This is a genomic window from Bacillus daqingensis (genome assembly GCF_042654445.1).
GTDB classification, from domain to species: domain Bacteria; phylum Bacillota; class Bacilli; order Bacillales; family Salisediminibacteriaceae; genus Alkalicoccus; species Alkalicoccus luteus.
On record NZ_JBHSGK010000013.1, the window covers coordinates 384,578 to 402,643 of the forward strand.

Sequence of the window (18,066 nt, forward strand, 5' to 3'; positions counted from 1 at the left end):
TTTTCAGGTGGTCTGACCACCATGAGCCATCACTTATTATAGCAGATTCTCGAACGCGTTACACCCTCGGTCTTTTCAGAAAGACATGTTTTTTTCCAAGCAGGGCACCGAGGCGGTCCACCAGACGATCATCCGGCTTCACGTTCCACATTTCAGACAGACGGACAAGCTCCCCTGCTGCGCCGTATTTGAGCACAACGGGAACACTTCCCGGGGTGTCTTCCAGCAGCTCCTTCACCTTATCGAGGCTGCGGCGTTCTGCTTCCGGTGTAATATACAGGTACAGCGTTTCCTTCTCGTGAGCCTTCTGCCTGTCGACCAGCTCGTCAATCAGAATACATTTTTTCAGAATCGCCTTTCTCGTTCCCTCATATTCCTCTATCACAGCCTCGATAAACAGCTTTTCCTGTTTTTGCAGCTTTAGCTGACAGCTGCTGTATTCCTCCGGAAACACGGTAACATCGATCGTTCCTGTCTCATCTTCTAATTCCATAAAGGCCATCTGTTTTCCTTTTTTTGTCTGAATTTGTCTGATGGACATGACGATTCCTGCCATACGGACCGGTGTTTTATGAGAAAGCTGAATGGCTTCTGCACAGACCGTTCTCCCATACTTTTCGAGCAGTTCTGCAGCTTCTTCCAGCGGATGGCCGCTGATATAGCAGCCTACCATTTCTTTTTCAAGCTGCAGCTCCTGCATGCGCGGCATCGGCTTCGCTTCCCGGTAGGTGGTTTCTACCTCTTCATCTGCAAACAAAGCTTCTCCGCGCTCCGCCGTTTTATCTTCCTGTGCTGCATAGTCCAGCGCATCATCAAGTGTGGCCAGCAGCACAGCTTTATTTTCGCCGAACGCCTCAAGCGCCCCTCCTCCGATCAGCGCTTCGAAAAAGCGCCGCTGCCGATGGACAGCCGGGATGCGGGCGCACAGGTCAAACAAACTTTGAAACGGTCCGCTTCCTCTCGCTTCTTCGACGGAAGCGGCAGCGCGCGCATTGACGTGACGCAGAACGTGAAGTCCGAGCCGGACAGCGCCGTTTTCCATGCGGAACGCTGCACCGCCGTCCTGAACAGAGGGCGGGAGAATCCGGATGCCGGCCCGTTTTGCCTCGTGAATCAGAAACGCCAGTTTTTCCTTGTCATGCGTCACGCTCTCCATTAAGGCGGTATAAAACGCTTCAGGCGCTCGTGCTTTCATGTAGGCCAGCTGGTAGGCAATAAAGCTGTAGGCGACAGCATGGCTCCGGTTGAAGCCGTAGTCGGCAAAGCGGACGATCAAATCATAGACCGCCTCCGCCTCTGCTTCTTCGTAGCCTTTTCTGCGGGCCCCTTTCAAAAAGCCTTGCCGTCCCTCTTCTAAATCCTCGCGTTTTTTCTTACTGACAGCCCGTCTCAGCAGATCGGCCTCTCCCATCGAATAGCCTGCCATAAGCGAGGCAATCTGCATAATCTGCTCCTGATAAATGAGCACGCCGTAGGTCTGCTTCAGCACCGGCTCCAAATCCGGGTGAATGTAGCGGATCTGCCTGCGGCCGTACTTTCCGTCAATGTAGTCCGGAATATACTTCATCGGACCCGGCCGGTAGAGAGCATTGACGGCTACAATGTCTTCAAAGCTTGTCGGCTTCAGCTTTTTCAATACGCGCTGCATGCCTTCTGACTCCAGCTGAAAAATGCCGGAAGTATCTCCCCGGCTCAGCAGCTCGTAAACGGCGCTGTCGTCAAGCGGGGCGTTTGATGCCGACAACCCGGAGAGCTCTTCCAGCCTGTCGAGGAGCGTCAGGTTCCGCAGACCGAGAAAATCCATCTTCAGCAGCCCCATCCGCTCCAAATCTCCCATCGGATACTGCGTCAAAACGAGGCCGTCGTGCCCCTGCATAAGCGGCACAAGCTCTGTCAGCGGAGCACGGCTCATAACAATTCCGGCTGCATGCACCGACGTATGCCGCGGCAGTCCTTCCATACGGGCCGCAACGTGAAACCAGTGGCTGTGTTCCTCCTTCATCATTGCCAGCTGCTTCTGCTGAAAGGCTTCCGCGAGTGTCACGCCCGGCCGGGCCGGCACGAGCTTGGCAGCCCGGTCAATCGCATAAGGATCGATGCCGAGCGCTTTCCCGGAGTCCCGGAGCGCAGCTTTCGCCGCAAACGTTCCAAACGTAATAATCTGGGCTACATGCTCCCTGCCGTATTTTTCTGCCACGTATTGAATAACGCGGTCCCGGTCTGAGTCTGCAAAGTCAATATCGATATCCGGCATCGTAACCCGGTCAGGATTTAAAAACCGTTCGAACAGCAGGTTATACGCCAGCGGATCAACATCTGTAATTTGCAGCAGGTAGGCGGTAAGCGAGCCTGCTGCTGACCCGCGTCCAGGACCGGTACGAATGCCGCTTCTTTTTGCGAAGCGCATAAAATCCGCTGTGATTAGGAAGTAATCTGAGAACCCCATAGACGAGATGACGGACAGCTCGTAGTCGAGCCGGCTTTGGGCTTCCTCTAGCCGGTCCGAATAGACAGCTTCCAATGCCTCTGCGCACCATTGCCGCAGGAGCTGATCAGCCGGCACGTCGGACGGATACGCTGGCAGATGCTGTTCCGGCTCCGGTACCGGATTGTCAGCGAATTCGCTGACAATCTCTTCAGCCGCAGTTAATGCATGCTCCCATCCCTTCAATGCTTCTTCCATTTCTGTATGGGATTTCAAATAGCCTTCTTCCAATCCGGCCTCCGGCTCCGTTTCAGAAAGAAGTGAGCCCTGCTTAACAGCCTGCAGCACCGGAAGAACGTCGGTCGTTTCCCGCTCAACTGCATGTACGTGATTGCACGCGATGACTTTAGCCGGAAAGCTTTCCAGCCACTTTCTCAGCTCGAGCAGCATATGTCTGTCCGCTTTCGTGTAATGATTGCGTACTTCTATATACACATCGCTTGCAAGCCGCTCGAACTGCCCCTGCAGGACAGCTGCTTCCTCCTGCTTTCCTTGTTTAAGCAGGAAGGGTACAGGTCCTTCGTGAAGCGGCTGGATGATCACACAGTCTTCAATTGCTTCCAAATCTGCGAATTCGAGCGGTGTATCCTGGAGCTGAATTCTGCTGACGAGCCGGACAAGTCCGCGGTAGCCGCGAGCCGTTTTCGCAAGCACGATCAGGCTCGTGTTTCCTGAATAGTCCAGTTCTGCTCCTATGATTGGACGGACTCCTGCTTTTCGGCAGGCTGCAGCAAACGCCGGAACCCCATACATCGCGTTTTTATCGGTGAGTGCCAGTGCAGGAGCTTTCTGGGCTGCCGCCCTGACTGCCAGATCCTCTATTCTGGCCGACGAATCCAGCAGGCTGTATTCACTGTGCACGTGAAGATGAGGAAATGTCATCGCTATTTTCCTTTCCCCGTTCTAACAGACGGTTTGGTTGCTTTCATTATACACGAACACACGTTCTTTCATCCAGGCGTTTCATTCTTCTTCTATTCTGCTCGTCTGGAAACCGATTTGCAAGCCGCCGGCTGCACCTGCTTAAAAGCAGCCACTTTCATCACGCGCTGGGGCAGCCACCGAAAAGGAAGCGACCGTTATCTATTCAGCCTATTACAAGCAATCACCGTTTCCGATCGTCTTCATCCCGACAAAAAGCAGACACCGGGTTGACGTAACCTGGTGTCTGCTTGAACGGGAAATCTATGCATGGTTCGCAGCTTCACTATCACGGCAGACGTGACGAAGCTCGTCAAAAAAGGAGTCGGTCTCTTCCCAGCTGAACGCACTTGCTCCTGAGGCCATCGGATGACCGCCGCCGCGGTACTTTTCTGCGAGCTTGTTGATCACAGGTCCTTTTGACCGAATGCGCATACGGATCTGATCCTCCTCTTCCACAAAAAACACCCATGCCCGAAGGCCTTCCAAATTAGAAAAGCAGTTTACGATCGAAGCGGCTTCACGCGAGGTTACACCAAACGATTCCATCCGCTCGCGTGTGAGGTACACCTTGGCAGCCCCTTCCTCGGTCACTTCCACTTCCTGCAGCACGTAGCCTTGCAGGCGAAGCATCGGCAGCGTCGTCACATCCATTTCGTTATACAACGAATGACGGTCAAACGAATGCTCGCTCAACGACGCAGCAGCCCGGAACGTAGCCGGAGTCGTGTTGGAAAACCGGAATCGTCCGGTATCTGCCGACATACCTGCGAAAAGAAGCCGCGCAGCACGAGCCGTTACTTTTATACCGGTGACGTCTGCAAGCCGGAAAATCATTTCGCAGGTCGAGCTTGCTTCCGTGTTCACCCACTGAATATCACCGTAAGCATCGACTTCTGGATGGTGATCGATTTTAATCAACGTATCTGACTCCGGAATCTCTCCATCAATTCGCGCTTCATTGGCAGTATCCGTCACGATAACGAGCGCTCCCCGGTACTCTTCTGCCGTCACCTCATCCATACCGGAAAGAAACGTAAGCGACTGCTCTTCTTCACCGGCAAGCTTGACGATCTTATCCGGAAACGCTTCTTGAATCAGCTCGCCAAGTCCTGCCTGTGAGCCGACCGCATCAGGGTCCGGTCTGACGTGCCGGTGAATAATAATACGCTCTGCCTTCTCAATCGTATCCCAAATATTAAAAATTACTTGTTTTGTCACTGGATTCCCTCCCGTTGTTTGTTGCGCCCTTCCTTGTGCTCCGGTACAATGAACGAAGGCTACAAGTATGTAAAGGAGTATGCATCATGATTATTTTCCCATTGGTGATCGTTTTTTCTCTGATCGCGTTCGTATATTTCAAAGTGTTTCAATCCCGCGGTTACGGGCCTGCCCAGCGCCAGCTTTATGGTGCAAAAGCGTCGATTTCACTTGGCATTTTCGTTCTGTCCTTTGGCGTTAACGCCTACATCAACTATCAGACGACGACAGCAGCTGTGATCGGCTTGATTTTCACTGCTTTAGGTGCAGCAAACATCTACTTCGGCTCTCGTCAGCATCGCTACTTCAGTCCGCTTGCCAAAGAAGAAAAACAGCAGACTGCCTGACACTTCCTCCATGACATCTGTCATGGAGGTTTTTGTTTCTTAGCGGTCAAGCAGCTGTGCCATCAGCATCGCTTTTCCAACAATCTGCTCGTTATAATAGAGCTCTACGTCGACCTTTCCAAACTTGCGGCCGACTTCCAGAACGCGTGGCCGAATTTCAATCTTTGCATCGATCTGCACCGGCTTCATAAAGAAAACCGTCATGTTTTCCACGACAAGGTCGCCTTTCTTGTACTTCCGCAGCACCCGGCTGGATGCTTCCGTTACGATTGTAGTGATGACACCATAGGAAATGGTTCCGAGATGATTCGTCATCTGCGGCGTCACTTCGAGCTTGTATAAAGTTGTCCGGTTATCCGAAACATCCTCCAAGTGACGGGTGACCAGATCTTCGATCGTATCGCCGACGTGAGGCTGCCGCTGGATCATCTGCAGCGCTTTCAGCACATCCTGACGGCTGATGATCCCGAGAAGCTGCTTGGATGACGTGATGACAGGCAGCATCTCAATTCCTTCCCACACCATCATATGCGCAGCGGATGCGACAGACGTCTGCCGCGTCACGGTTATCGGCTGCTTCGTCATGACTTTTTCAATATCGGTAAACGGACTCGTCCCCATTATATCCTTTGCCGTCACGATGCCCTGCAGCTTCCCATTTTCATCGATGACCGGATAGCGGCTGTGGCCGGTCTGATTATTCAGGTTTTGATATTTTTCCACCGTATGCTGAAGGGTAAGGTGATCCGTTTTATCAAGCGGAATCAAGATATCCTCCACCGCAATAATTTCTTTTTTAATCAGCTGATCGTAAATAGCACGGTTAATCATCGTCGCCACAGTAAACGTATCATAGCTCGTTGAAATAACAGGCAGATCCAGCTTATCTGCCAGCTGCTTTGTTTCTTCCGCCGTGTCAAATCCACCCGTTACGAGTACCGCTGAGCCAGCTTCAAGTGCCATATGGTGAACTTTATCCCGATTGCCGACAATCAGCAGGTTTCCTGCCTCTACGTAACGCATCATCGCCTCTGCCTTCATGGCCCCGATAACGAACTTGTTCAGCGTTTTATAAAGTCCGTTTCTGCCGCCAAGCACCGTTCCTTCCACGATATTGACAACTTCAGCATACGTTAACTTTTCGATGTTCTCTTTTTGCTTCTTCTCGATCCGAATCGTGCCGACTCGTTCAATCGTACTGACCATTCCCTGGTTTTCCGCATCTTTAATCGCCCGGTACGCTGTTCCTTCACTGACATGAAGCTCCTTGGCAATATGCCGGACGGATATTTTATTCCCTACTTCCAGCGATCGGATAAACTGTAATATCTGCTCGTGCTTTGTCATCGCAGGCGCACATCCTTTATTTCAAAACTGTTTACCTTTACATCATTACTCTGTACTACTACAAGTATACGTTTCCCGTGACGGGAGTTCAAGGCAGAGAAGGAGAAGAATGGCAGCAAGTCTTGGGGGCGTGGGTACATGAACCATTTTTCCCCATGGGGATGGATCCAAATCAGGACCATGCTCTCAAATTCGAGGTTTCGCTCCAATTTCACACTAAATTTGACAATTAACGATATTTTTCTCATTGTTCAGGGTATAGGAAGAGTGGGAGAATAGTGTTCGAACAGAAATGGGTGAAGCGTGATGAAAATCCTGACGGCACTTCTAGTGCTATTACTGGCTGCAGCGTGCACGAATGAATCGCCAGATGCTGTACCTGCTGAAGAAGACGGCACGGTAGAGCTTATTTTTGGCGATCAGGAAGTTAGCTTTACTGCCGGACACTATGAACGGATGACGAATGAAGCGCTTGACCTGTTTGCAGAAACAGCAGCTCCCTCTCAGCGCCTGGACGCACAGCTGGAGCGCTGGTTTATCCGTTATTACATTCAGCGCTATGAATATAATGAGTCATGGTCTCCTGAAGACATCCTTCTTTTCGCACATGAACGGAGTGAATTTGAAACGCTCTGGCGGGAATATGCCCTGATCGCTTATGAAGTGGAAGTAACAGAAGAAATGGTCGAAAACCACGCCCGCTATAACGTGGAACTTTATGAAGGGAACATGCCGGCTTCTGTACAAGGTATGTCAGAGGCACTCGACATTTCTCCAGAAGATTTTTTTCTTGAATTTGACCGGGATCATATTGAACGAAGCGTTATTTGGGAAGAGCTGTACCCGCTGCTTGAGGAAGAATATAACAACGCCTCTGATGAAGGCAACAGCATCTCTATCGCCAATGCTTATAATGAGGAAGTAATGCTTTATATGGAATCAGGAAATGAGCTCTATCCGTAATTCCTCTTAAGCGTACAAACGCCCGGCGCATTCATGCACCGGGCGTATTTTCATGCAGAAGCTGCCTACAGATCGAGGGAATCTCCCGCCTTCATAACGCTTCCTTTTACATCGAGCAGGTCAACGAATGCCTGAGGGTCCTGTTTAATGACATCGAACGTGTCGTAATGAACCGGAACGACGTGGGAGGCCTGTATCCACTCCGCTGCGGTGGCAGCATCTTCAGGCCCCATCGTAAAGTTGTCTCCGATCGGCAGAAAAGCCAAATCAATTTTATTGCGCTCGCCAATCAGCTTCAGGTCGGAAAAGAGTCCTGTATCTCCGGCATGATAAATTGTTTTTCCTTCTGCCGAAAATAAAATTCCCGCCGGCATGCCGGTATAGACGATCCGCTGGTTCTCTTCCTCTGTATAGGCAGAGCCATGGAACGCCTGAGTGAGCTTAACGGTACCGAACGCAAATTCATGGCTGCCGCCGATATGCATTGGATGAGCATTCACTCCCTGAAAACCAAGATATGTGGCCAATTCAAACGGCGCCACGACAAGGGCATCGTTGCGCTTCGCGATATCTACTGTGTCGCCGACATGGTCATTATGTCCATGTGTAAGCAGAATGACGTCTGCCTTCGTGTTATCAGCCTCCAAATCGGTCAGGCCGTTACCGGTTATAAAAGGATCAATGAGAATGTTCGTGCCGTTCGTTTCAATTTTTACAACGGAATGTCCATGATAAGATACTTTCATCTGCCATCTCTCCTCCTTTATATTTTCCTCTTTCCCGTACCCGTTCAGCAACGTGAATATGCATGAAAATCCCCAAATTAATTTCCTGCGGCTTCCCACCGGTTGTCTGTATGCTAGACTGAGTGCAGATACTTTTAAGGAGTGGTGGCAGATGACCCGTATACAAACTCTTCAAAAACAGATGATGCAGCAGGGAATCGATGTGCTGATGGCTCAGTCAAGACCAAATGTGTTTTACATAAGCGGCTTTGATGCCGATCCGCACGAGAGGCTGCTCGCCGTGCTTCTTTTTGCCGAGGGCGACCCGCTCATCGTATGTCCCGCAATGGAAATAAATCAGATTAGGCAAATGATCGATGCTCCCATTATCGGCTACACCGATACCGAAGATCCGTGGGAAAAGCTGCAGCAGTATTTGTCAGATCAACACGTCCGTGCGGAGACGATCGCACTGGAAAGCGGCATCTCCTGGAGCAGGCTGAAATCCTGGCAGCGCCTTGCACCGGATGCAACATTCGTCGAAGCAGATGACGTGTTAACGGGCAGCCGCCTTGTGAAAGCACCTGACGAACAAGAGTTGTTGAAGGAAGCAGCTGCTCTTGCAGACAAAGGCATTTCAGCCGGTATTAACGCTCTTCAGGAAGGCGTTACCGAGGTAGAGGTTGTCGCCGCTATCGAATATTCCTTGAAAAAACAGGGCGTTCGGGAAATGTCCTTTCAGCCGATGGTTCTGTTTGGCGGCAACGGCGGAGATCCGCACGGTGTGCCGGGGACTGCCCCGCTCAAAAAAGGAGACAGTGTGTTGTTCGACCTCGGTGTCATGTGGAAAGGCTATGCATCTGACATTACCCGGACTGTCTTCTTCGGAGAGCCGGACGACGAGAGCCGACGCGTGTATGAAACCGTCCGTTCTGCACTGGAACAAGCCTTGAAGGCTGCCGTACCCGGTGAAACGATTGGCACGCTCGATCATGCCGCCCGCTCAGTTATTGAGGAAGCCGGCTATGGAGAGTATTTTCCTCACCGGATTGGACACGGCCTCGGGATCGAGGTCCATGAGCTTCCTTCCATGCACGCAGACAACACTGACTTGTTGAAGCCGGGTATGACGTTTACGATTGAACCCGGGATCTACATTCCCGGTAAAATCGGCGTTCGAATTGAGGACGACGTTCTCTTAACAGAGGATGGAGCTGTTACGCTTACATCGACTCCGACGAGCCTGACCGTCATTTAAGGACGTTAAGCAAAGGGACTGCCACTCAGCATCAGAGCGGCAGTCCCTTCTTCTATGGCTCACGCGATCATTGATCATCCATTTCAACCCGCATCTGCAGACACAGCCTTTTCGAAGTCGTCACCGGCCGATGTTGGCAGCTTCCAGTGCCGTTTGACAGTTCATGCCGCACTTTTCGTCGACCAGAATAGGAACATGAACGAAGCCGCCTGCCGGCGGCTTCGCTCATGCACTCTTCCCTTTAAGAGCGGTGCTTATGGAGAACGTCCAGGCCTCCTGTCACTTCAATAACACTGCCCGTGATCATATCAGCTTTGTCATCTAAGAGAAACATGACCGTCCTGGCTATATCTTCCCCGGTGCCGCTTCGCCCAACCGGCGTTTTATCGTCGGGCTGACGGCGCGAATAATCAATCGAACTTTCCTTCATCTCATCAAGAATTTCACCGGGGCATACCATATTGGCAGTGATCCCGTTCGGCGCTTCCTCAATTGCCAGTGATTTTGTTAAAGAAGCAAGCCCTGCCTTCGATGCTGCGAAGGCTGCGCGAAACAGCCACCCCGGTGAGTGGTCGGCCCCTTGAAAGCCATATGTAACCACCCGGCCGAACTGCTGCTCCCGCATAACAGGTATCACTTTTTTCAGTAAATAGAATGCTGCATTTAAGTTGCCGTTGATCATTTCATGCCATTCGCTGTCCTCATAGTCAGCGAGAGCTTTGCGTTCAAAGATGTAGGGACCGGCGTTCAGAAGAAGCACATCAATTCTGCCGAAACGCTTCAGCCCTTCGTCAGCAAGCCGGTTCAGATCCTCTTTGTTCTGGACATCTCCCTGCACGAACTGAATTTGATCGCCATAATCCTGCCAGTCTTTCTGTCTTTCACGCACCGCTTCTATATCCGAACGGTAATTCACGGTTACTGCGTAGCCGGCCTTCAGCATCGTTTCCGTCATTTTTCTGCCAAGACCTTTCGTTCCAGCCGTAATAATAGCATGCCGCAATTCCAAAACCACCTTCATCTTGTGATATATCTATTGTCGCTGAATCCGTCTTTGTTCTCAACTGCAACGCATTAAAGTAGCTGATAATGCGTTTTCATTCCATTTTTTCGGGAATAAGTATGGTAGAATGACAATATAACCGGGTAAACCGGCACTTTGGGAAATGGGAGGCGTTACTAATGTCTGTTCGTTATTCTAACATTCTCGTTGCTGTTGATGGCTCTGATGAAGCAAAGCGCGCTTTTCGCAAAGCCGCCCTTCTGGCGAAAGATCACGACGCCAAGCTCTTACTTGCCCACATTGTCGATACAAGGACTTTCGCCTCGGTTGAACACTACGACCGCACGATCTTTTCAGAAGCCGAGCAGTATGCCAAAGACATGCTTAATGAGTACAAAAAGCTCGCTGAAGATCAAGGCTTAACGGATGTCACCCTCATTTTGGACTACGGTTCTCCAAAGGTAAAAATCGCGAAAGATGTCGCTAAAAAGCATGAAGTGGATTTAATTGTCACCGGTGCGACCGGCTTGAACGCTGTAGAGCGGTTCCTGATCGGCAGCGTATCCGAACACATTACGCGTCATGCGAAGTGCGACGTATTGATCGTCCGTACAGAAAATGCTACAGATGGACGCTGATTCACGAGTAAACATAAACCGCCTGCGCAATGTGCGCAGGCGGTTTTAACGTGCAGCAACCCATTAATCGAGCCATCCTTCTTCCCGGCAAAGGGTGACAGCTGCAATCCGGTTGGGCACTTCCAGTTTATCAAGAATAGACGAAATATAATTTCGAACCGTGCCGTTCGTTAAATAAAGGCCGGCAGAAATCTCCTTCGTTGTCTGCCCATCCGCGATCAGCTTCATGACTTCTTTTTCCCTGTCTGTAAGCGGATTAGGTGTACTGTAGGCAATATCAATCAGCTCCGGCGCGTATACTTTGCGCCCGCTCATAATCGTGCGGATTGAATTGGCCAGCTCTTCGCTGGGACTGTCTTTGAGCAGGTAGCCGCTCACACCGGCTTTTCTTGCACGCTGAAAATAGCCGGAACGAGCAAACGTAGTCAGAATGATAATTTTACAGGGATGATCCGCCAGCTCTTCTGCCGCATCCAGACCTGTTTTAGACGGCATTTCAATGTCCATCATGCACACATCCGGATTCAGCGTGCGTACTAACTCCACTGCTTCCTCGCCGTTTTCTGCCTTTCCGACAACCTCCATGTCTTCTTTTAGACCAAGCAGGGTTCCTAGAGCCCCAAGCAGCATCTGCTGGTCTTCAGCAAGTACAATTCGAATCATAACGGCTGCTCCTTTCTAACCGGCTGCACGATACGCGGAATCCGCATAAACAGGCTTGTGCCATCATTCGATACGATGTCGAGCGTTCCATTTACAAACTCCAGTCGTTCCTTCATTCCTTGAATTCCGCTTTCATTCTGCTGCACTGTATGAAGCGAAAAACCGCTGCCGTTATCTGTTACTTTCACCAAAATTTCACCCGCTGAATCCAAAATCGAAATCTCGCACAGCGTTGCCTTGCTGTGTTTGACGATGTTTGTGACCGCTTCTTTCAGACACATGCTGAGCGTGTTTTCTGCGAGCAGCGGCACTTCCTTCAGCTCCGGACTGCCTGATACGTGTAAGTGGATTCCGGCTATTTCCAAGATCTCCTGCACATGCCGCATTTCTTCTGCAAGCCGCGTTCCCCGCATATCCGATACGAGCTCACGAACTTCTTTCAACGCAAGCCGGGCGGTGCGGTTAATATCGCCGATCTCTTTCTTGGCTTCCTGGCCGTTGATCTCAATCAGCTTTTCCGCAAGGTCGCTTTTCAACCCTATCAGCGAGAGCTTTTGACCGAGTGTGTCATGCAAATCTCGGGCTATGCGCTGGCGCTCTTCCATGACGATCAGCTGGGAGATCTTTTTATTAGCGTCCTTGAGTTCCCCTTCGAGCTTCTCCTGCTTTTTTCGTAAATATATCGTAAACGGAAGAAGCAGGATGCCAATCAGACTGATAACGATAAACGGCAGCTGCATCATGAAAATCTCACTTTGGATATAAAAGCCGAAAGCAGCAGATGATACGCCTGCCACAACGTTTAACGTGTACAGCAGAACGAATTCACGGCGCTGCGTGATATTTCCGATAAAGAAGGCCAGAAATAAAAAGAAATAAATGTACCCGAAGTACAGCGTCATCCCGATACTTACGGCCAGTTCAATACCGACTGCCGCATAAACAATCGAGCCCCGTTTTACAAAAGAAAAACGGTAAGCCGCGAAAAAAATGATGATCATCAGCACCCCTGCTACAATTTCACGCGGGGCAGAATTGGCAATAACGAAATAAAACGGCAGCAGACAGAATATAATCCAGGCATACAAACTCAAGCCGGTGTGCTGCGGAAATATGTGAAACCAGTTTTTCATACGGCACCTCTCCCTATCTGACGGTCCCCCGGAGTAAACCATGACACGTCAGTACCCGGCTGTACAGCATGCAGCCGGCTCTTCCTCTATTGTATCAAAAAGCAGGTCCTGCAGGGAGCCGCCGGACCTGTGAACCGCAATTTTAAGAAGAAGCCGCCCTCCAAAGCGGAGAGACGGCTTCTCAATTGGTTATGCTCCCTTTCGTGTCTTAACAGGAGAAGTCGGCTTGGCCGGTACAGCTCTGATTTTTCTGGCTGCTTGGTAGCCGGTAAACCGTTTGTTCTTCTCATCGTACAGCCGAAAGTTGACGGCTTTTAAACTCGTCCAGAGCGTAATCGTGGTCACCTTTTGCAAAGGCTTTGTGTTTTCATGTGTCTGCTCAAGCCGATAGTTTGGAACCTTCGGGCTGAGATGATGGACGTGATGGTAGCCGATGTTGCCGGTCAGCCATTGTACCACTTTCGGCAGCTGATAGTAAGAGCTGCCGTCGACTGCCGCTTTGACAAAATCCCACTCTGATTCATTCTCGAAATAGGAATCCTCAAACTGATGCTGGACGTAAAACAGCCAAATACCGAGAGCTCCGGAAATGAAGAGGATCGGCAGCTGAACAAGCAGGAATGCCTGCAGGCCTACAGCCCAGATCAAAAGACCGTACACGACTGCGATCGTAGCTGTTATCAGGTGTGTATTTAAACGCTCTTTCGTTTTAGCTCCGCGGCGGTTAAACCGGTTGTCAATCAGAAAGAGAAAAATGGGCCCGAGTCCGAACATAACGATCGGATTCCGGTAAAGCCGGTAGGACATTCGCTGCCAGAATCCGGCAGCCGCATATTCCTCCACCGTCATAATCCATATATCTCCTGTGCCGCGCTTGTCCAGATTTCCGCTCGTTGCATGGTGAATCGTATGGCTTCGTTTCCATTTATCAAAAGCAAAGTGTGTGATCACACCTGTTAAAAATCCGACTGCCTTATTCGCCTTTGCGCTCTTAAAAAAGGAACCGTGGGTACAATCGTGGAAAATGATAAACGTCCGTACGACAAAGCCTGCTGCGACGATGACTAATGGCAAGGTCAGCCAGTAAGAAACGGAAAGGCTCATATAGGCTCCGTACCAAAGAAGAACGAGTGGCACGATCGAATTGACCATCTGCCAGATGCTCTTTTTTGTATCCGATGCTGCGAATGGTGCGACGCTCTTTTTAAGTTCTGCTAACTGTTGCCGGCTCATAATCATTCCTCCTGATGGTTGATCAATACGTTTAGTTTACATCCATACAACTCCATCAGGTAGGCATAGCTGTCAGTCTGTTCATATGACATTTGTCATCTTTTTGTTTCCATGCTGAACGGCACGCACGCGCAAAGCCGTGCTCTTCTCCTGCTTAGAAGCTCACGGCCATCTCGATAAGCGGAGCAACACCTGCCTGGCGAGTCCATGTTTACAGCATAAATAGAGCCGCCCCTCGGAAGGGACGGCCTTGTTATCTTATTAATGAGCGAGTCGCAGCGTATCGCGTGCAATCATTACTTCTTCATTCGTTGGAATGACGAGCACTTTTACTGGAGAATGCGGATAGTTGATAAACGCCTCTTCGCCCCGCGTCTTGTTCAGTGCAGGATCCCAGTATATCCCCATAAATTCGAGGCCTTTGAGCACCTGGGAGCGGATCACATCACTGTTTTCCCCGATTCCTGCCGTGAAAATAACGGCATCAAGACCATGCATACGAGCCGCGTAGGAACCGATATATTTATGAATTCGTGATGTAAACACATCCAGCGCCAGCTTCGCCCGTTCATTGCCATCGGAAGCCTGAAGTTCAATATCGCGCAGGTCGCTGGAAAAGCCGGACAATGCGAGCATACCGCTGCGCTTGTTCAGTACGTTCATTACTTCTTCAGCACTTAGATCTGCCTTTTCCATAATGTACGGGATCAGAGCCGGGTCAATGTTTCCGGAACGCGTCCCCATCGTGACACCTGCAAGCGGGGTAAAGCCCATGGAAGTGTCAATCGATTTACCGCCGTCAATCGCTGCAATGGACGCACCGTTGCCCAAGTGGCAGGAAATGAGGCGCAGATTTTCGACAGGACGGCCAAGCATTTCAGAGGCACGCTCCGAGACATATTTGTGCGACGTTCCGTGAAAACCGTATTTCCGAATGCCGTATTTCTCATAATATTCATACGGAAGGCTGTACAAATAAGACTCTTCCGGCATCGTCTGGTGGAAGGCTGTGTCAAATACCGCTACAGCTGGTACGTTTGGAAGCACCTCCCGAAAAGCCCGAATACCAGTCAGGTTGGCCGGATTATGAAGCGGCGCGAGCTCTGACACATCCTCAATCCCCTGAATAACCTCATCTGTAATAAAGACGGAATCGTTGAACTTCTCTCCGCCGTGCACGACACGGTGGCCGATTCCTTCAATTTCATCCAGAGATGAGATAATCCGGTAGCGTGTCAGCTTATCAAGCAGTAGTCTCACCGCCTCTGCATGATCCGGGATGGACGTCGTTTCCTTTCTCTTTTCGCCATCTACCTCTATTGCAAATACAGCGTCATCCATTCCAATCCGTTCCACAAGGCCCTTAGTTACGACCGTCTCTTCAGGCATCGTCAGCAGCTGAAACTTCAGTGATGAGCTGCCGGCGTTGATCGCCATGATTTTCGACATCTGTTCATCGCTCCTTCATCGTGTATACGATTGTTTGTCAACCATAATTAAAACACTGTGCAGAGCAGAATGCAACCTCTGTGCTAACTAAAAATAAAAACAGAATTGTAACACAATAACATTCCAAAAACGTTGCAATGAAAGGGTTTTCTTCACTAAAAAGAAAACTATACTACACCATGCCGATTCTGAATTGATACAGTTATTCGTGGACGTTATCCTCTATCCATCCAGAGATCCGTTTCATCATATCTGCCAGTGCCGCTTCTTTTGTAAACGAAGGCATCTCTGCAAGCAGCGCCTGCGACGGAGGCACAATCCCATCCTTTTTTTTACGCAGGATCAACATACTTTTCCCGGAACCACGTGTCTTAAACATTGTTTCCGGCAGCTGCAGCACCGCATAAATGTACGCGCTCTTCCGGATCATCTCCTGAAGCTGTGCTGCCTGATTGGAGTGAAACAGCTGATTTGGCACGAGCAGCACAAGGAAGCCGCCCTCTTTCACGTGCCGAATAGACCGCTCTATCAGCAAATGGTGCACATACGTTTTTTCCTCCTCTGCTTTAACGAGGAAGCCGGACGCTGTCTCATCATCGGGATAGTATCCTGCTGGCAGATCACATACGACTGCATCCGCATGATCGAGCAAAGGGGAGGCGACGCTGTCCTGATGGAAAAGATCGACCTCATGCTCCTGCAGGTTTGCATTCATAAATGCCAGTTTCAGCAGCGTTTCATCTGGTTCAGCTGCAACGAAATGAGCGTCCATGGACAGCTGATTCAAAACGGCTGTCATCAAATTTCCGCTGCCTGCTGCAGGATCAAGCAGCACTGGCTTGCCTTCTTCCTTTTGCAGCAGCAGGTTGGTCAGGTACCCCATGAACAACGCCACCGCATCCGGCGTCATCGCATGGTGTGGCTGGACGGCTTCCTTCATCCCTTTTAAAACCGCCAGCTGAATAGCTCTTCTGACTTCTTCCCGATGCATCTCAGTTGGAAGCGAAGCAGCAGCTTGTTCCAGCTCTGCGCGCAGGTCCTCCCCGGCTAATGCAAAATTGCGTTGAAACAGTGCTTCTCCCATCGTACCGAGCGCTTCTATATATAGATTATCCTCTTTTGCGCGGATCTTTTCCGTACCTTGATCGAGCACTTGAAAATACTGCTCTGTTTTTGTAGACTCCTTCATTGGTCCATCCCTTCTTTCATAAAGTCGTACCCAGTCATCCACCTTAGCAGATATGGCGAATCCGGAAAACTAAAACCTCATTTACAGCACCAAATAGGCGACGAATATGCTGACGATGAAAAAGGCACCTGCGAATCCGAGATTGTGCAGCGAGATCCGGTATGGGTTCTCACTGAGGTTGGCAGATGTAATTTGTACAAACAGGCCGTACGTGTTTACCGTCAGTGTAGCAATCGAACTTGTGATCAAAATAATCGACAGACTGAGCGGGCTGATTACGCTCATGAGCAGCGGACTAAGAGAACTGAGAATACCGATTGTCGCAATTGGATGCACCCCGAACAGGCTGAGAAATACAAAAGTTATCTGGATCAGCATGAACACGAGAATCGGATAATCCTGCACATACATCACCGGGGCTTCCAGCAGCTCCAGCAGTCCAGTCTGCTCCAGAGCCGCCGCAAAAAATGAGAGGGTCAGAAACAATACAAAAAAGTGCTGCATCGTATTTGTTTTCTCTTTCCACGTTTGCCAGCCGATACGCAAGAAGCGCCGGCGCCGCCGCAGTACAAGCGACCAGCAAAAAGCGAATGGAAAAATGAGGAGCGTAACAGTCAGAATAAAATCAAATCCAGTTACGTTTCCCATGATAATGACTGCGGCAAGAAAAATACTCAGCGCAGCAAATAAATGAATCATGCTGCCTGCGAGCCGCTTCCACCCGCTCCAGTCAAGCGACACCATGCCCTCTTGATCAAGCGGTTCATTCCTGTAGCGTACGTAGTTCCAGAGAGCATCCCCGCAGAACATGAGCAGCGCGATCAGCAGCAGCCACGGGAGAAGCTCCAGATACGCAGTGCCGGTGATGAAAATCGTGAGGGCAATGAGCACCTCCAGCGGACTCCAGATCAATGCAAGTGAATTCCCCCGCAAAGTCGCCCGGCTGATAAACGTATTACGAAGCCGCACTGGCAGTGACGCTAAATTCCGACGCAAAACACCTTGTGATATGGGGGCTGCGGACAGGTTTAAAAAGGCAGTCAGAATGACGGAGGTAAACAAGCTGCGTGGGTAAAGACTCCCGAGACTGTCCGCGTTGACCCGCAGCAGCTCTGCTATTTTCCGGTCAAATTTGCCGCTTTCGACGACGCTTTTCATCCACGGCAGCATGAGCAGCAGCGCCAGCAGCCCGTAGTTGTCTGTTAACAAAAACGGGATTTCCACAAGCGAGCCTCCTGCATACCAGTGAAAAACCGCACCAGCCCCCATAAAGCCCGCTCCTAATATTTTAAACAAACGAGGCGCTCCCGGATACGAGAGTACGAGCAGCACGACTGCAGCCGGTGCCAGCATCCATTCCAGCAGCGGATTTCCGGTAAAGACGACAAGCAGGTACAGCGCAATCACCGGCGTGTAAATCATATATAAGTATGGCTGAATCCATCTCACCTA

15 protein-coding genes are annotated in these 18,066 nt (G+C 50.4%); 4 read left to right on the top strand and 11 right to left on the bottom strand.

Annotated features, from left to right (window positions below):
- Positions 1–58: 58 nt before the first annotated feature.
- Positions 59–3,367, bottom strand: a complete 3,309-nt coding sequence (dnaE, locus tag ACFO4L_RS13150; RefSeq protein ID WP_377910132.1) for a DNA polymerase III subunit alpha — start codon at positions 3,365–3,367, stop codon at positions 59–61.
- Positions 3,368–3,670: 303 nt separating this feature from the next.
- On the bottom strand, positions 3,671–4,627 hold the full coding sequence (locus ACFO4L_RS13155; RefSeq protein WP_377910133.1) for a DHH family phosphoesterase: 957 nt from the start codon (positions 4,625–4,627) through the stop codon (positions 3,671–3,673).
- 86 nt (positions 4,628–4,713) lie between these two features.
- Here ACFO4L_RS13155 and ACFO4L_RS13160 point away from each other — a divergent pair, with 86 nt between their 5' ends.
- The gene (locus tag ACFO4L_RS13160) at positions 4,714–5,013 is read left to right on the top strand and encodes a YtpI family protein (RefSeq protein ID WP_377910134.1); all 300 of its coding nucleotides are present in this window, start codon (positions 4,714–4,716) and stop codon (positions 5,011–5,013) included.
- Between the two features lie 39 nt (positions 5,014–5,052).
- On the opposite strand, the gene ACFO4L_RS13165 is transcribed toward ACFO4L_RS13160, so the two are convergent.
- On the bottom strand, positions 5,053–6,360 hold the full coding sequence (locus ACFO4L_RS13165; RefSeq protein ID WP_377910135.1) for a DRTGG domain-containing protein: 1,308 nt from the start codon (positions 6,358–6,360) through the stop codon (positions 5,053–5,055).
- A 306-nt stretch (positions 6,361–6,666) separates the two neighbouring features.
- On the opposite strand from ACFO4L_RS13165, the gene ACFO4L_RS13170 reads away from it, so the two are divergent.
- Positions 6,667–7,323, top strand: coding sequence for a hypothetical protein (locus ACFO4L_RS13170; RefSeq protein ID WP_377910136.1), 657 nt, complete (start codon positions 6,667–6,669; stop codon positions 7,321–7,323).
- 65 nt (positions 7,324–7,388) lie between these two features.
- Here the strand turns inward: ACFO4L_RS13170 and ACFO4L_RS13175 are convergent, their stop codons facing one another.
- Positions 7,389–8,069: a metal-dependent hydrolase gene (locus ACFO4L_RS13175; protein WP_377910137.1), complete on the bottom strand. Its 681-nt coding sequence runs from the start codon at positions 8,067–8,069 to the stop codon at positions 7,389–7,391.
- A gap of 151 nt (positions 8,070–8,220) precedes the next feature.
- Between ACFO4L_RS13175 and ACFO4L_RS13180 the strand changes: the two genes are divergently transcribed.
- On the top strand, positions 8,221–9,306 hold the full coding sequence (locus ACFO4L_RS13180) for a M24 family metallopeptidase (RefSeq protein ID WP_377910138.1): 1,086 nt from the start codon (positions 8,221–8,223) through the stop codon (positions 9,304–9,306).
- A gap of 241 nt (positions 9,307–9,547) precedes the next feature.
- Here the strand turns inward: ACFO4L_RS13180 and ACFO4L_RS13185 are convergent, their stop codons facing one another.
- On the bottom strand, positions 9,548–10,309 hold the full coding sequence (locus ACFO4L_RS13185) for an SDR family oxidoreductase (RefSeq protein WP_377910139.1): 762 nt from the start codon (positions 10,307–10,309) through the stop codon (positions 9,548–9,550).
- 179 nt (positions 10,310–10,488) lie between these two features.
- Here ACFO4L_RS13185 and ACFO4L_RS13190 point away from each other — a divergent pair, with 179 nt between their 5' ends.
- Positions 10,489–10,947 (top strand): universal stress protein, encoded by a 459-nt coding sequence (locus ACFO4L_RS13190; RefSeq protein WP_377910140.1) that lies wholly within the window; start codon positions 10,489–10,491, stop codon positions 10,945–10,947.
- Between the two features lie 63 nt (positions 10,948–11,010).
- On the opposite strand, the gene ACFO4L_RS13195 is transcribed toward ACFO4L_RS13190, so the two are convergent.
- From ACFO4L_RS13195 to ACFO4L_RS13220, 6 genes are all read right to left on the bottom strand, one after another.
- Positions 11,011–11,610, bottom strand: a complete 600-nt coding sequence (locus ACFO4L_RS13195) for a response regulator (protein ID WP_377910141.1) — start codon at positions 11,608–11,610, stop codon at positions 11,011–11,013.
- Positions 11,607–12,743 carry a sensor histidine kinase gene (locus tag ACFO4L_RS13200; protein ID WP_377910142.1) on the bottom strand — a complete coding sequence of 379 codons (1,137 nt, stop codon included), beginning with the start codon at positions 12,741–12,743 and terminating at the stop codon, positions 11,607–11,609. Before ACFO4L_RS13200 ends, ACFO4L_RS13195 begins: the two co-directional genes overlap by 4 nt.
- Positions 12,744–12,932: 189 nt before the next feature.
- Positions 12,933–13,976, bottom strand: a complete 1,044-nt coding sequence (gene desA, locus ACFO4L_RS13205; RefSeq protein WP_377910143.1) for a Delta(5) desaturase DesA — start codon at positions 13,974–13,976, stop codon at positions 12,933–12,935.
- 261 nt (positions 13,977–14,237) lie between these two features.
- On the bottom strand, positions 14,238–15,425 hold the full coding sequence (locus tag ACFO4L_RS13210) for an acetate kinase (RefSeq protein ID WP_377910144.1): 1,188 nt from the start codon (positions 15,423–15,425) through the stop codon (positions 14,238–14,240).
- 202 nt (positions 15,426–15,627) lie between these two features.
- Positions 15,628–16,614 (bottom strand): class I SAM-dependent methyltransferase, encoded by a 987-nt coding sequence (locus ACFO4L_RS13215; protein ID WP_377910145.1) that lies wholly within the window; start codon positions 16,612–16,614, stop codon positions 15,628–15,630.
- Between the two features lie 81 nt (positions 16,615–16,695).
- Positions 16,696–18,063 carry a hypothetical protein gene (locus tag ACFO4L_RS13220; protein WP_377910146.1) on the bottom strand — a complete coding sequence of 456 codons (1,368 nt, stop codon included), beginning with the start codon at positions 18,061–18,063 and terminating at the stop codon, positions 16,696–16,698.
- Between the last annotated feature and the right edge of the window lie 3 nt (positions 18,064–18,066).